The sequence below is a fragment of the Photorhabdus viridis genome (assembly GCF_040256935.1).
Classification (GTDB): domain Bacteria; phylum Pseudomonadota; class Gammaproteobacteria; order Enterobacterales; family Enterobacteriaceae; genus Photorhabdus; species Photorhabdus viridis.
Map to the genome: position 1 here is coordinate 61169 of NZ_JBEJZY010000013.1, position 14633 is coordinate 75801.

At 44.2% G+C, this 14633-nt stretch carries 15 protein-coding genes and 1 pseudogene; 2 read left to right on the top strand and 14 right to left on the bottom strand.

Annotated elements, in window-relative coordinates; all coding sequences use genetic code 11:
• Nucleotides 1-13 precede the first annotated feature (13 nt).
• The 10 genes from purF to ABR397_RS07300 all read right to left on the bottom strand — a co-directional run bounded on the left by purF (nt 14) and on the right by ABR397_RS07300 (nt 9889).
• The gene (gene purF / locus ABR397_RS07255) at nt 14-1531 is read right to left on the bottom strand and encodes an amidophosphoribosyltransferase (RefSeq protein WP_350305134.1); all 1518 of its coding nucleotides are present in this window, start codon (nt 1529-1531) and stop codon (nt 14-16) included.
• 14 nt (nt 1532-1545) lie between these two features.
• Nucleotides 1546-2052 carry a colicin V production protein gene (gene cvpA, locus ABR397_RS07260; protein WP_350305135.1) on the bottom strand — a complete coding sequence of 169 codons (507 nt, stop codon included), beginning with the start codon at nt 2050-2052 and terminating at the stop codon, nt 1546-1548.
• Between the two features lie 203 nt (nt 2053-2255).
• Nucleotides 2256-2933: a cell division protein DedD gene (gene dedD, locus ABR397_RS07265; RefSeq protein ID WP_350305136.1), complete on the bottom strand. Its 678-nt coding sequence runs from the start codon at nt 2931-2933 to the stop codon at nt 2256-2258.
• The gene (gene folC / locus ABR397_RS07270; RefSeq protein WP_350305137.1) at nt 2923-4221 is read right to left on the bottom strand and encodes a bifunctional tetrahydrofolate synthase/dihydrofolate synthase; all 1299 of its coding nucleotides are present in this window, start codon (nt 4219-4221) and stop codon (nt 2923-2925) included. Before folC ends, dedD begins: the two co-directional genes overlap by 11 nt.
• Nucleotides 4214-5158: an acetyl-CoA carboxylase, carboxyltransferase subunit beta gene (gene accD / locus ABR397_RS07275; protein ID WP_350305138.1), complete on the bottom strand. Its 945-nt coding sequence runs from the start codon at nt 5156-5158 to the stop codon at nt 4214-4216. Before accD ends, folC begins: the two co-directional genes overlap by 8 nt.
• Before the next feature lie 101 nt (nt 5159-5259).
• Nucleotides 5260-5949 (bottom strand): DedA family protein, encoded by a 690-nt coding sequence (locus ABR397_RS07280; protein WP_350305139.1) that lies wholly within the window; start codon nt 5947-5949, stop codon nt 5260-5262.
• Between the two features lie 50 nt (nt 5950-5999).
• Nucleotides 6000-6794: a tRNA pseudouridine(38-40) synthase TruA gene (gene truA / locus ABR397_RS07285; protein ID WP_350305180.1), complete on the bottom strand. Its 795-nt coding sequence runs from the start codon at nt 6792-6794 to the stop codon at nt 6000-6002.
• Between the two features lie 41 nt (nt 6795-6835).
• Nucleotides 6836-7846 (bottom strand): aspartate-semialdehyde dehydrogenase, encoded by a 1011-nt coding sequence (locus tag ABR397_RS07290; protein WP_350305140.1) that lies wholly within the window; start codon nt 7844-7846, stop codon nt 6836-6838.
• Between the two features lie 52 nt (nt 7847-7898).
• The gene (gene pdxB, locus ABR397_RS07295; protein ID WP_350305141.1) at nt 7899-9026 is read right to left on the bottom strand and encodes a 4-phosphoerythronate dehydrogenase PdxB; all 1128 of its coding nucleotides are present in this window, start codon (nt 9024-9026) and stop codon (nt 7899-7901) included.
• A gap of 89 nt (nt 9027-9115) precedes the next feature.
• A complete protein-coding gene (locus tag ABR397_RS07300) occupies nt 9116-9889 on the bottom strand; it encodes an AraC family transcriptional regulator (RefSeq protein WP_350305142.1) in 774 nt (257 codons plus the stop codon).
• Between the two features lie 102 nt (nt 9890-9991).
• Between ABR397_RS07300 and ABR397_RS07305 the strand changes: the two genes are divergently transcribed.
• Nucleotides 9992-10906, top strand: a complete 915-nt coding sequence (locus tag ABR397_RS07305; protein ID WP_350305143.1) for a DMT family transporter — start codon at nt 9992-9994, stop codon at nt 10904-10906.
• On the opposite strand, the gene ABR397_RS07310 is transcribed toward ABR397_RS07305, so the two are convergent.
• From ABR397_RS07310 to ABR397_RS07325, 4 genes and pseudogenes are all read right to left on the bottom strand, one after another.
• The gene (locus ABR397_RS07310) at nt 10887-12308 is read right to left on the bottom strand and encodes a sensor histidine kinase (RefSeq protein WP_350305144.1); all 1422 of its coding nucleotides are present in this window, start codon (nt 12306-12308) and stop codon (nt 10887-10889) included. The genes ABR397_RS07305 and ABR397_RS07310 overlap by 20 nt on opposite strands.
• Complete coding sequence (gene tctD / locus ABR397_RS07315) at nt 12305-12973, bottom strand: transcriptional regulator TctD (protein WP_350305145.1); 669 nt, start codon at nt 12971-12973, stop codon at nt 12305-12307. The genes ABR397_RS07310 and tctD overlap by 4 nt, the downstream gene beginning before the upstream one ends.
• 374 nt (nt 12974-13347) lie before the next feature.
• A pseudogene (locus ABR397_RS07320) lies at nt 13348-13605 on the bottom strand (type II toxin-antitoxin system YafQ family toxin); the annotation flags it as partial.
• Between the two features lie 10 nt (nt 13606-13615).
• Nucleotides 13616-13879, bottom strand: a complete 264-nt coding sequence (locus ABR397_RS07325; RefSeq protein WP_350305146.1) for a type II toxin-antitoxin system RelB/DinJ family antitoxin — start codon at nt 13877-13879, stop codon at nt 13616-13618.
• Between the two features lie 323 nt (nt 13880-14202).
• Here ABR397_RS07325 and ABR397_RS07330 point away from each other — a divergent pair, with 323 nt between their 5' ends.
• A complete protein-coding gene (locus ABR397_RS07330; RefSeq protein ID WP_350305147.1) occupies nt 14203-14454 on the top strand; it encodes a hypothetical protein in 252 nt (83 codons plus the stop codon).
• Nucleotides 14455-14633 lie beyond the last annotated feature (179 nt).

The following is a 14633-nucleotide window of genomic DNA, read 5'->3' on the forward strand; positions in this document are numbered from 1 at the left end:
AATCCGAAGGTCATCAACCTTCATTATAGATATCCAAGTTTTCGATTTCGTTCTGATTATTCAATGTCATTTCATCGTCTTTACGCAAATTTTCCAGATAATAGAGATAAGTCTGGTCAATGTCTTTGGTAACATAAATGCCATTGAATACTGAACATTCAAACTCTTCAATATCTGGATTTTCTTCACGAACAGCATCAATCAGATCCGTCAAATCCTGGAATATCAACGCATCTACACCAATAAGCTGGCGAATTTCATCAACTTCACGTCCATGAGCGATCAATTCATTTGCATTTGGCATATCAATGCCATAAACATTCGGGAAACGCACTTCTGGAGCCGCAGAAGCAAGATAAACCCTCTTCGCTCCCGCTTCACGGGCCATTTCAACAATCTGTTCTGACGTTGTACCGCGAACGATAGAGTCATCCACCAGCAGCACATTCTTATCGCGGAATTCCGCACGATTGGCATTCAGTTTGCGGCGAACTGACTTCCGGCGCTCCTGTTGGCCCGGCATAATAAATGTCCGTCCAACATAACGGTTTTTCACAAACCCCTGACGGTAGGGTTTACCCAGTATACGGGCAATTTCCAAAGCAATATCACAGGAAGTTTCAGGAACAGGAATAACCACATCAATATGTAAATCTTCCCACTCACGGGCAATTTTCGTCCCCAGCTTATGCCCCATCCGCACACGGGCGTTATAAACCGAAATCTTATCAATAAAAGAGTCTGGACGGGCAAAATAGACAAACTCAAACAAACAGGGGGTCAGAGAAGGATTTTCAGCGCACTGGCGGGTAAATAACTGGCCTTTCTCTGTGATATAAACCGCTTCACCCGATGCAACATCCCGCAGGAATTCAAAGCCCAAAGTATCCAATGCAACACTTTCAGAGGCGACCATATACTCATTACGGCCATCATTCAGAGTACGCTTGCCTAACACCAACGGACGAATGCCGTGCGGATCGCGGAAAGCGACTAATCCATGACCGATAATCATCGCAATACAGGCATAAGCGCCACGAACCTGTTTATGCATTGCCGCTACTGCGGCGAAAATATTGTCAGGCTCCAGCGGATAATGCTGGAAACGATCCAATTCATTAGCAAAAACATTGAGCAAAATCTCGGAATCCGACGTGGTATTCACATGGCGACGGGCATTTTCAAACAACATTCTTTTTAATTCATGCGCATTCGTCAAATTACCATTGTGTGTCAATGTAATTCCAAATGGAGAGTTCACATAAAACGGCTGGGCTTCCGATGCACTGGAGCTGCCTGCCGTTGGATAGCGAACATGACCAATCCCAATCGTTCCCTGTAAACGCAGCATATGCCGGGTTTCAAACACATCTCTCACTAAGCCGTTGGCTTTGCGTAAACGAAACCCATTGTTACCATCAATAGTGGCAATGCCAGCAGCATCTTGCCCACGGTGCTGAAGCACCGTCAACGCATCATAAATCGACTGGTTAACCGGTGTAAAACCGACGATACCAACAATACCGCACATGTAGTTTTTCCTCATCAGCCAAGCGGAGAGGTATATTTCTCCGGCAGGAAACTTGACGCATTTTGCAGGTAGTCAAAGAACCACCTGATGATATGACTGAACTGTGGGATCAATTGTGACTGCTTCCAGTCATCACTTTGAGACAATGGTGTGAATGTATCCAAAAAAAACAGGATAGCAGCGACAATCAGCACACCACGCAATGCCCCAAAGCAGACTCCGAGTACCCGATCAGTACCAGACAATCCAGTCCGTTGCACAAGAGAACCTATCACATAGTTCACCATAGAACCGACAATCAAAGTCGCAATAAACAGAAGCGCGATGGCGATTCCGTTACGCACCAGTTCATCTTCAAAACGGGTAAAATAGACCGCTAAGTAAGAGTAAAAGTGGCTTGCCACAAAAAAAGCACATCCCCAGGTGACCAGTGACAACGCCTCACGAATAAACCCACGAATCAGGCTAACCAATGCCGAGAAGCCAATAATGGCAATAATAACGTAATCAATCCAAACCATGTTTTAATTCCAAAATAGACGCCCCGGCATCCGTTTCAGGCGCATTTTAACAGAAAACGAAAACGTTTGCGTAGCAGATTTCCGATTCCACTGAAAATAATTAGCGGCGATATAGGAAATTCATTATCGCCGCGGTCACTTAATATTTACTACTTAATTTCATCACAATTATCCTATTCGTCACATAGGCATCGTCAGCTTTATTACGGTCTATAGCTTCTTACCTGCCCTTGTAATCCTGTCAGATTTTTCAGTTCTGATAGCGCCGAGTCGAGTTGTTGTTTAGAAGCATTCGGACCGACATATATTCTGGTTAACTGCCCATTCACCGGAGATGAAGGTACCGTATAGACCTGATAACCCGACAAACGCAGTCTGGCAACGATTTCATCCACCTTTCCAGCGTTTTTCAAGGCGCCCAGTTGTACGATATATGCTTGCCCTTGCGGTGCTTTTTCAACGGGTTTAACTTCAGGCTTCGGTTCCGGTTTAATCTCTGGTTTCGCCGGTGCCGGCTGCTTAATATCCGGTTTTTGTTCAGGTTTAATCTGTGGTTGAGGTTTGACTTCCGGCTGAACAGCAGGAGGCGCTATCGGTGCAGGCGAGGGAGGAACTGTCACCAATGGTATTTCCGGCTGCTCCAGCGTCTCCGGCAGCAATACCTCTGTCTCGTCTTCCAGAGGTATTGATAATATTGGCGGATTAAGGGGAGGAATAGATTCAATTTCTTGCTCATCCCCAGGTTTCGGAACCAGGGGAATTGATGCAAACTTATCTTCGTTATATTTCTTGTTGCCGTCCAACAATACAGGCAACACAATAACACCCAGTGCTACCAATACAATTGTACCGACCAAACGATTTTGAAATTTACTTGCCACTTCGCTTCTCCCTGTCCAGAGCCTCCATGACATGCGCTACGGTGTGGAATGAACCACAAACGACAACAATATCCTGTTTATCAGCGTCTGCCATTGCCTGGCGCCAGGCACTTTCCACATCAGTAAATACCCGTGGCTGTTCAAGATGCTCAGCCAATGCCTGTGCATCTGCACCACGCAGTTCAGTCAACGGAGCGCAATACCACTCATTAATTTGCTTTGACAAACAAGCCAGTGTGCCGGCAATATCTTTATCGCCAAGCATACCCACTACCCCAAGAATTTTGCTGCCCAGTTGACGGGGCAACAGGGCTAATTTCTGTACCAAATACGCCGCGGCATGTGGGTTATGCGCCACATCCAGAATCAACAACGGCTTTTCATGAATCATTTGGAAACGCCCAGGCAATTGCGCATTTTGCAGCCCCTGATGGATGGCATTTTCATTAATAGCCTGACTGACTTTATCTCCTTGTCGTAACAGGCAACAAATAACACCCATTGCGGTTGCGGCATTCATCAAAGGAACATTTGGCAAAGGCAGATTACTAAATAGCATATCATCAGATTGCCAGCGCCAATCTTTCTCCTGTTGAGAAAATCGCCAGTCAATACCACAGCGGAACAATCTGGCCCCTAATTCATCCGCGACTTCCGCAATAGAAGATGGCATATCCGGTTCACCCACCACGGCAAAACAATCTTTGCGGAAAATACCCGCTTTCTCACGACCGATATGTTCGCGATCAGCCCCCAACCAATCAATATGATCGAGTGCAATACTGGTAACGGCTGCAATATCGGCATCCACAATATTAGTCGCATCCAGCCGCCCACCTAAGCCGACTTCTAAAATGACCACATCCAGGCAAGCTTCTTTAAACAATTGCAGAGCCGCTAATGTGCCATACTCAAAATAAGTCAGTGAAATACCACCACGACGGGATTCAATATCCGCAAATACACGACAGAATTCCTGTTCAGGTAACTCTTTACCCTGAATACGAACTCTTTCAGTATAACGTACAAGATGCGGAGAGCTGTAAACACCCACTCTCAGCCCAGCCGCCAGCAGAACAGATTCGATAGTGCAACAGGTGGTGCCTTTACCATTAGTGCCGGATACGGTTATCACCTTAGGTGCAGGATTAACCAGATCCAAGGTTCGAGCTAGTTTACCTACACGTTCAAGCCCCATATCAATGGCTTTAGTATGCAGGGTTTCAAGATAGGAAAGCCACGTCGTCAGTGACGACGTGGCTTGAAGAATTTGTAAAGTATCAGACATCTTCTTTATTGGTATTTATTTGAATATCCGCCTCAACATCAGCGGGTTCTGCCACAAATTCAGCAACAATAGGTTTAGTACCAGGTTGCGGCTGATGAGTCAGTTTAGCAAGCAAACTGGCAAGTGTATCTCGTATTTCAGGACGACGAACAATCATGTCAATCGCCCCCTTTTCCAGCAAAAACTCACTGCGTTGGAAACCTGGCGGCAATTTCTCACGTACTGTCTGCTCAATAACGCGTGGCCCGGCAAAACCAATCAATGCCTTCGGTTCAGCAATATTGATATCACCCAACATTGCCAGACTCGCTGAAACACCGCCCATTGTCGGGTCAGTCATCACAGAAATGTAAGGCAAACCACGTTCCTGCATTTTTGCCAAAGCAGCACTGGTTTTCGCCATCTGCATCAGTGACATCAGCGCTTCTTGCATACGGGCGCCGCCACTGGCAGAAAAACAGATCAGAGGGCAATTGTCTTCCAACGCCTGTTCTACCGCACGAACAAAACGGGCGCCGACAACAGAAGCCATTGAACCACCCATAAACGCAAATTCAAAAGCAGCAACAACCACCGGCATACCACTCAACGTGCCTTTCATCACGACCAGAGCGTCTTTCTCTTCAGTTTGCTTTTGTGCTGCCGATATACGGTCTTTATACTTTTTAGAATCGCGGAATTTCAGAATATCTTTCGGCTCTAATTCCTCCCCTAATTCAGTTTTTGTTCCTTCATCAAGAAGAGTCTCCAACCGGGTACGCGCCGAAATACGCATGTGATGATCACATTTAGGGCAAACCTCAAGATTGCGCTCTAACTCAGCACGGTAGAGCACCTGACTGCAACTATCACATTTGGTCCAAACCCCTTCAGGGATATTTGCCTTACGAGTTTGGGTAATGTTGCTTTTATTAAGAATTTTTTCAATCCAGCTCATTGAATGATCTTTCCGTCTGAATCTGGCTCATGCCAGTTTTGTTATGTGTGCCATTAAACCACAATGCTATTACAGTGTGGATAAAAAACTGCTCAAACCTGTTACGGGTTATTGGTTTTCTGTTTCATCGCCGCACGGCGGTGACGCCAGATTTCAATCACTCCGGGCAGGATTGAGATAAAGATGATAGCAACAATCAGCAGTTTCAAATTCTGTTTTACCATTGACATATCACCGAATATATAACCAGCATAGGTGAATAACAGTACCCAAACCAGTGCGCCAATCACGTTATAAGCAGCAAAATGACGATAAGACATTTTCCCCATGCCTGCAACGAATGGTGCAAATGTTCTGATAATTGGTACAAATCGCGCTAAAATAATGGCTTTCCCACCGTGTTTTTCATAAAACTCATGAGTTTTATCCAGATAACTCCGGCGGAAAATTTTCGAATTCGGATTGGTAAATAATCTTTCGCCAAAGACACGGCCAATAGCATAGTTCACTGCATCGCCAATAATGGCTGCGATAATCATCAATACCACCATGATATGCACATTCAGATCATTTGAATCCAAAGCCGCTAAAGCACCCGCAACAAATAGCAGCGAATCTCCCGGCAAAAATGGAGTAACCACTAATCCTGTTTCACAAAACAGAATCAGGAACAGAATGCCATACACCCAATGACCATATTCTGCGACAAGTTCTGCTAAATGAACGTCAACATGAAGAATAAAATCAATAATAAATTTAGCAAAATCAACGAAATGTGTCAGATATTCCATAATATTCCCCGTTATACCAAAACATCCTTGTCGGCAACCAAATAAAAATGTTAAATCAGATCATCGGCCAGAAACAGAGGCCCCATAACCGATCCCGGCAAATTAAACTGCACAGGGTAATCAACGGCAACCAGATATAATCCTGCCGCTTTAGCCGTCGCAGCGGCTTTCGTCCGGTCTTGTACAGCAAGCAATTGCGCCATCCAGTTAATATCCTGATTGCCACAACCAATTTCCATCAAGCTACCGACAATATTACGCACCATATGATGCACAAAAGCGTTGGCTTTAATATCTATTACGACGTAATGCCCGTAGCGGTTGACATTAATATGCATCACATTACGCCAGGGTGTTTTGGACTGGCATTGAACCGCACGGAAAGAGGTAAAATCATTTTCCCCCAATAAACACTGCGCGGCCTGATGCATCCGCTTTTCATCCAATAGATAATGAAAATGTGTCACGCCACTGGCCAGTACTGCCGGACGATAACGATGATTAAAAATAATATAACGATACCGTCGGGCAGTCGCGCTAAAACGGGCATGGAAATCTTCATCCACGGTTTTCACCCAACGAACAGCAACATCCGATGGTAAATGTGCGTTCACCCCCATTGTCCACGCCGCATCCTTGCGCAATGCAGACGTTTCAAAATGAACGACTTGCCCTGTTGCATGCACTCCAGCATCGGTTCGGCCGGCACAAAATACCGATATGGGTTCATTGGCAACTTTTGATAACGCTTCCTCAAGGCACCCCTGAACACTTTTCACTTCCTGCTGACGCTGCCAACCATAATACCGGCTGCCATCGTACTCAATGCCCAATGCAATTTTCATTTTTGAACCTGGCACAGATTCTGTTTGTTCTGTACCAAACATCAGTAAAATTGCTCCTGAATCAGTTTTTCTGCTGTCTCAATCGCCATCAGCGCGCCACCAAACCGGATATTATCGGCCACAGACCAGAATTGTAATACCTCCGGCATACCATAATCATTGCGTAGACAGCCAATACTCAGCAAATCATTACCGGATGCGTCTGTCACCTGAGTTGGATAATCGCCTTCCTCAGAAACATTAATATCCACCATCCGCTCTAATTCTTCTCGGGCTTCTTCCACACCAACCGGACGCAATGTTTCCAAATGGACTACCTGAGCATTACCATAAAAAACAGAAGACTGAACGCAACTGACTGAAATGGGTAATCCTTCATCCTGTAAAATTTTGCGTATCTGATCCACAAGACAACGCTCTTCACGCGCCGAGCCTTCAGCGTCTGCCAACAGCGGCAAAAGATTAAATGCCAGTTGTTTGCTGAAACGACCTGGCTCTGGTGGGATACCGTTAAGTAAACGGGCGCTCTGCCCGGCTAATTCATCAACCGCCGCTTTGCCGTAAACGGAGACAGAGAACAAATTGGTCAAATGTAAGCGTGCAATTCCTGCGGCGTCAACCAACGGTTTAATCGCTGTCAGCACCTGACTGGTCATGCAATCCGCCAAGGCGACAATATTACGGTTACGATAATCCGCCAACGCATGAGGATTCACACCTGGAACAACTAGGGGAACATCCGGCTCCATAGCAAATAATCCGCTGCTATCGAGCACCAGACAACCTACTTCTGCCGCTTGTTCAGCATATTGTGCCGTGGCTTCTGTTCCGGCCACAAAAAAAGCGAGTTGCGCCTGTGACCAGTCAAAATCAGCAACATCACGGACAATTAAACTTTTACCATTAAAACGCAAGTTTTCACCGGCACTATGTTCACTGGCAAGAGGATACAGTTCACCAACGGGAAACTGACGCTCCTGTAATAACGCCAGTATCGCTTCACCTACCGCGCCTGTTGCACCCAACAGGGCAATATTCCATCCTTCCGACATGTTGGTTTTCTCCACCTTATCTTTCTGACATGCAGATATATGCCTGCACCAATTAAATCAGTTCTGTACTGAAACCAAGAGAGGCTAACAACTCAGCACTCTCTCGGTTATCACAACACACGGTCAAAGATGACCATTCCCGGCGTTCCAAATAGTTTTTACGCAGAAGATCGAATTGCCCTTTCTGACCGGCAACCTGCCGTAACGGGGTATCATCGCGGCGCACATCATACACTAAATGTATCAGTCGCTTTAGTGTGCTTTGAGTCACATTTCCATGCAAGGCGACCCGGCTGAAATCAGGCTCAGGCAACAACTCAGATAAGACAACTTTACGGGGCTGACCAAGGAATCGACAATAAGCCTCAAATACCTGTGTGGTGCCGCGTGCCTTACCTTCGAGGGTATAACCCGCGATGTGAGGTGTACCTATATCAACTAATTCCAGTAATGGTAGGGATAAATCAGGTTCTGGTTCCCAAACATCCAGCACAACACTGAGTTTTTTACCACGTTTCAACTCGGCAAGCAGGGCCTGATTATCAACAACTTCACCCCGGCTGGCGTTAATCAATATGCGGTTATCCGGCAAAGCCGACAATAATTCAGCCCCCGCCAGATGAAGTGTTTTATATGGGCCTGATTGATTCAGTGGCGTATGGAATGTCAGAATATCCGCCTCTTTGACCAGTTTTTCCAATGGCCAAAATTCACCGGCATCACCTCTTTCAGCTCTTGGCGGATCACATAAGAGTACCCGTATGCCAAGAGCAGATAACCGTTCGGCCAGCCGGCTACCGACATTACCGACGCCAATGATCCCGACAATTTTATCTTTGAGGTCAAAATTGTCACGTTCAGCCAGTAACATTAATGCTGAGAAAACATATTCAACCACAGCAATGGCATTGCATCCGGGCGCAGCAGAAAACCCGACTCCCGCTTGAGATAACCACTGTTGATCCACATGGTCCGTACCCGCTGTTGCCGTACCGATAAATTTTACCGTGCTGCCTTTCAGCAGTTCTTCATTAACTTTAGTCACCGAGCGGACCATAAACGCATCCGCGTTATCCAGTGCGCCTTCCGGTACCTGACGCCCCGGAATGGCTTGTACATCCCCTAATTGCTGAAACAGCTGTTCAGCATAAGGCATATTTTCATCAACCAGAATCTTCACTTAATTCCATCCTGTGGCATAAAACGGACGTAGCCGACTATTTTGCCATTTAATCGTAATAAAACCCATCACGACGGTTTCTTTTATTATTAGCTTTTTCTGAAACGCTCTGGCGTCGTACCCGCCAGTTGCTGAAACATCGCAATAAAAGCAGAAGATGAGCTGTAACCTACATCAAAGGCGACTTCATTAACGGTTTTCCCTTGTTCCAACAAAGAAATAGCATGGATAAACCGCAACCGTTGCCGCCATTCACTAAATGACATGCCTAATTCTTGCCGGCAACGCCGTGACAAAGTGCGTTCCGAGGTATAACGCTGTTTTGCCCATTGCAGCAATGACGTATTATCAGCAGGATTACGTTCAAGTTCCTGTAGTATCGGCGCTAAAAGTTTATCTTTAGAAAAAGGCAGATAAGTATGCTGAACAGGAGACTGAATTAACTGATCAATCAGCACTTGAGCCAGCCGTAAATCCTGTTCTGTTTCCGGTATTTTCAATCCACGCTCAAAACAATCAGCCATAATCGTATTGAATATTGAGCTAAGTCGAATAATACAAGGGGCATCCGGCAATAATTTCCCCCACTCAGGAGAGATATCTATTGCCCTGAATCTCATTGCTTTTCTACTATATCCCGAATGCTCTATTCCTTCCGGTATCCAGACACAGAATTGCGGTGGCGCTAAAAAATGTTGTTCTCCAACATTCATTGCCATTACACCACAGACGACATAAATAAGTTGCCCGAATGGATGGGTATGACGTAAACACTCGGTGTCCGCACTGAATAATTCGCTACGGAAAGAAATACTGGCCGGAATATCCATTACTTTCACAGGGATATGAAGTTTTTCTGCCATATTGTCTCAATTGCCTTATCTATTGTCTGATTATCGTTATATATAATAAATCAGACACCGTTAGACTAAACACTCATTTCTATCTCAATGCGACTCATCTATATGAATATGATTTTCCCGCTTCTGGCAGTCCTAATTTGGTCAATTAATGCCGTGGTGAGTAAAGCCTCCGCTACAGTGATTGATCCGGCTGCAATCTCTTTTTATCGCTGGTTCTTGGCCTTTCTCACATTAACTCCCTTTGTTGCACTGCCTGTTATTCGCCAATGGAAAACAATCCGTCAATATTGGTGGAAGTTATTAGTCCTTGGCGCACTTGGTATGGTACTTTACCAAAGCTTGGCCTATTACGCCGCACACAGCATCAGTGCAACATTTATGGGAATTCTTAGCTCATTGATTCCGCTTTTAACTGTTGTCATCAGCATATTTATTTTACGTGTTGTTCCCACTGTTGGCATTGCTCTTGGTACTGTTCTATCGCTGTTTGGTTTAGTCTGGTTGGTCAGTACCGGTGATCCCATGTCATTGTTGCAACACGGTTTAGGCCGCGGTGAATTGATGATGTTGATTGCCTCTACCTCCTACGCACTCTATGGCGTATTAACCAAACACTGGTCTATTCCATTACCAAACTGGCAATCCCTGTATGTGCAGATTACTTTTGGCGTCCTGTTATTACTGCCAAACTTCCTATTGACTAACGATGTTCAATTGAATGCCAACAATCTCTCGTTAGTCTTATTTGCCGGTATTCCCGCCTCTATCCTTGCCCCTTATTTATGGATACAAGGTGTCATAAAACTTGGCGCCAATACTACTGCCATATTTATGAATTTGACGCCGATATTCACAACGATTATCGCTATTCTGGCTCTACACGAAAAAGTTCACAGTTACCATCTGATCGGTGGCGGCATAACACTATTAGGTGTCATACTGGCACAACAATTACGTGTTCCTCTTTTTGGCCGTAAAACAAAAAAATCGCAGAAAATTAACCATCAGAAAGCCTGAAAGGAATTCTTACTAATAAGCCGCCCAGTGTTTCACTGGGCAATAATTGGGGATGAGTACCATGATAAAGACTAATATCTTTCACCAAAGCTAATCCCAGCCCTGCCCCTTCATGCCCCGCAGCATTATCAAGACGATTAAAAGCCATCAGTGACAAATTGACTTCTTTTTCAGCAATCCCCGGCCCACTGTCATCCACTTCCAAATAACAATATGTCTTACAAGGGCTGAGAATAATTCTGGAAGTGACAATTCCGCCTTCCGGCGTATATTTAATTGCATTGTCTAATAAGTTGGCGCACATTTCTGTCAGTAATACAGGTTCGCCTTTTATCCACTGAATATTTTCTCCTTCATAACCCAAATCAATGTGTTTACTTTCAGCCTGTTGCAAGCGAGAAAAACACGCCTGTTGCAACAATTCGACTAAATTGACCGGTTTATAATCTTGAACAGCTTCCTTTTCATGCGCTTTTAACCGAGAGAGCTGTAATAAACGGTCTGTCAGAGAAATCGTATTATCCAACGTATTATCAATAGCCCGTAAGCTCTCTTTCCATTGTTCAGGATCCTGGCAGGCAAATGCGACCGCCACCTGGGTTTTCAATACCGTTAATGGTGTTCTGAGTTGATGAGAAGCATCCGCACTGAATCTTTTCTGTCGGCTAACCATCAGTTTCAGCCGTTCTATATAGCGATTAAATGCATGTAATAACGGAGAAAGTTCTGACCACGGCAACATATCCGGTAACGGAGTAAGATCATTAGCGGGGCGACGAACCATGACACCAGAGAGTTTGTGTAGTGGTTTGAGTAATTGTTTCAACAAAAAATAAGCCAGAATCAAAGTCAAACCGACAACAGCCCCCTGACTCAGCAAAGAAGATATTAATAATTGTTGCGCAAAATAATGACGGGAAGCCACCGTTTCAGCAACCAGTATTAACGCCATTCCCATCATTCCACCTTCATTGATCGGCTGATAAAGCGCGGCAACCCGAATAGGCTGACCGTGATATTCCGCATCATAAAAATAGACCAACGCAGTGTATAAATTGGAACGCGGCGTATATTCAGGTATTAACGGCAAATCATCATAACCAGAAATTATTTTCCCTTCAGGAGATAACACCTGATAGAACAGCCGATCATTCATATTTCGCTCAAAACTATCCAAAACCACATAAGGTACATCGACAATCAATCGGTTATTCTCAACGGTCAACCGTTCTGCCACGGTTCGGGCTGATGCCAGTAAAGTACGGTCATAAGCCAATGTAGCCGCGTTTTTTGCACTAAAATAATGGGTATAAACAGACAGGCCGCCTAACAAAAACAACGGAACGCCAAAAAACAACAGTAACTGATGAAACAATGACTTCGGCACTTTGAATAATTTCATTCGTCCTGGCACTCCAGGCGATAACCTAATCCCCGTAATGTGCTGATCCCGACACTGCTACCTGATAATTTTTTCCGGACCCGGTGTACATAAAGTTCAATACTTTGTGGATTCGCCTCATCTGACAGTGCAAATACCTGTTCAAAGAGCTGTTGTTTAGAAACCGGCCTTCCGCGACGATGGAACAGTGTTGTTAAAACAGAGAGTTCCCGCGGTGTCAAAGCCAGTGGCTCATCGTTCAAAATAAAATAACCTTCATCTTGATAAACTAGGGAGCCAAATATCAAGGTCTCCTGTGAAACATTTGCACTACGCCGAAGTAATGCCCGGATACGCGCCTCCAATTCCCGTAAATCAAAAGGTTTAGTCAAATAATCATCAGCGCCGGAATTAAGCCCTTTTACCCGATCAGAAACATCAGCCTTAGCCGTCAGTAATAATACCGGCAGATTTTGTCCCCGCTTACGTAAACGAACTAACAGTGAAAGACCATTCAACCTTGGTAAAGAAACATCCAGAATCAACAACGCATAATTTTCTGTCTGCAATAATTGATCAGCAATGATGCCATCACTAGCAACATCTACAGCAAACCCTGCACTACTCAGTGCTTTTTGCAGCCAATGCAATAATTCAGGGTGATCTTCCACTAATAGTAAGCGCATTTTAAAGATATCTCCTTGATTTTAATAAGCATAATAAAGGATGTTATTTCATATTATCTTGTAGGTTATCCGGTTTATAATTTGCTGCTTTTCTTATCGTTGAAAACTGACAATAGAGATAAATGAGTGGAAGCACTTGCAACCGCTGACTAAACAACACAGGTCACCACGTTAGCATTAAAAGATTAGACAATGCCTGATATAACCACACAAAGCTGTTGAAGAAAGAACCTGACTCGTTACACCCAACGTTTCTGATAATTCACCTGTTCTCGATTCTGTTGATACCATCATGAAATAAATTCCATAATAAACCCACCGAAGTGGGTTTATTAAGTTGGTAGCTATAAAAAATAAGGTAGAGCTAGTTATCCCTATAATCCAAGTTCGGAATGCGAACCAAGGCGAACAAGCCGTAATGTGCCCTCGTCAGGTTTTTGGTAAATCAGTATAAGGTCCGGCTTAATATGACAATCTCGGAAATCCTTCCAATCTCCAGTCAGCGCATGATCACAGTATTTTGACTCCAGTGGATTATCCAAGGCTAATTCATTGATAACCAACATTATAGCATCGTCAAGAATAGCACGATGTTTACCCTTTTTTTCTCTTTTGTAATCGAGTTTAAATTGACTTGTGTATTCAGTCGTTCACATTGAGATCAGCCATTAAATCTTTGACAGTGGAGAATGATTTTCCACCCCCTTTACGAGCTTCTTTCATTGCTGCGATTGTCGTTTCGTTCGGAACTAATGGTTCAAATGGTAATACTTTTTCTCTTGCAACTCGTGTTAGCATCATGCGAACAGCATCTGACACAGTGAGCCCCATAGCGGCGAGAACCGCAGCAGCCTCTGCTTTGATTTCACCATCAATACGGGTTTGTACTAGTTGATTTGTAGCCATAATAAGCCTCCTTGTTGAACTACAATGTAATTCAGAAGATGTTTAGCATCAATATACACATGAGGAATATTTAAGCAAAGATACAAAAAAGCTACCATCAGATAAGTTCTATGAAAAATTTTTAGCATTAAGCGCCATTCATTTCGGAATATAGGTGCTATAATTTGCATAACTCAGTTCAACGAGTGATTTTAGTAATTTGTGATTTTTTGCGATTAATCAGATCGCAAAAACCAGATCAAGTTCCCTTCGAGAGATCTACTGTTTTGAAACGCTATTTAAGCCAGAAAAGCGAAATAATCCCTCATATTAGGAGAAGTCACATGCCACACATTGAGCCAGATACAACAAAAGAATGTACCATTTGTCTTGAAAATAATGACAAGCCTTTTTACCAACTCAGTTGCAATCACGGCGGCCCCGAGAGCTATCCAATGCACACGGAATGCTTAAAACAAGCTTTCCAAGCTGAAGTTGACTCAAACAGAGCACCTGGAATAGCTTACGTGACATGCCCTTGCTGCCGACAAAATCCAGCACCGCTTGACATCGATGAAATCATGCACTTCGAGTAACCAATCAATAAACATAAAGATGCAAAACGGTTAAACAGTCGCCTACAGGCGGCTGTTCCAGATAACAGACAAACCCTTCAAGCTTTTCACTTTATCTCTCCCCTGTATTGAGCGAAATTTTACGGCTATTTTTGCCAAAAACCACATCATCTTTGAATAATTTCTCTTTACGTTTCTTA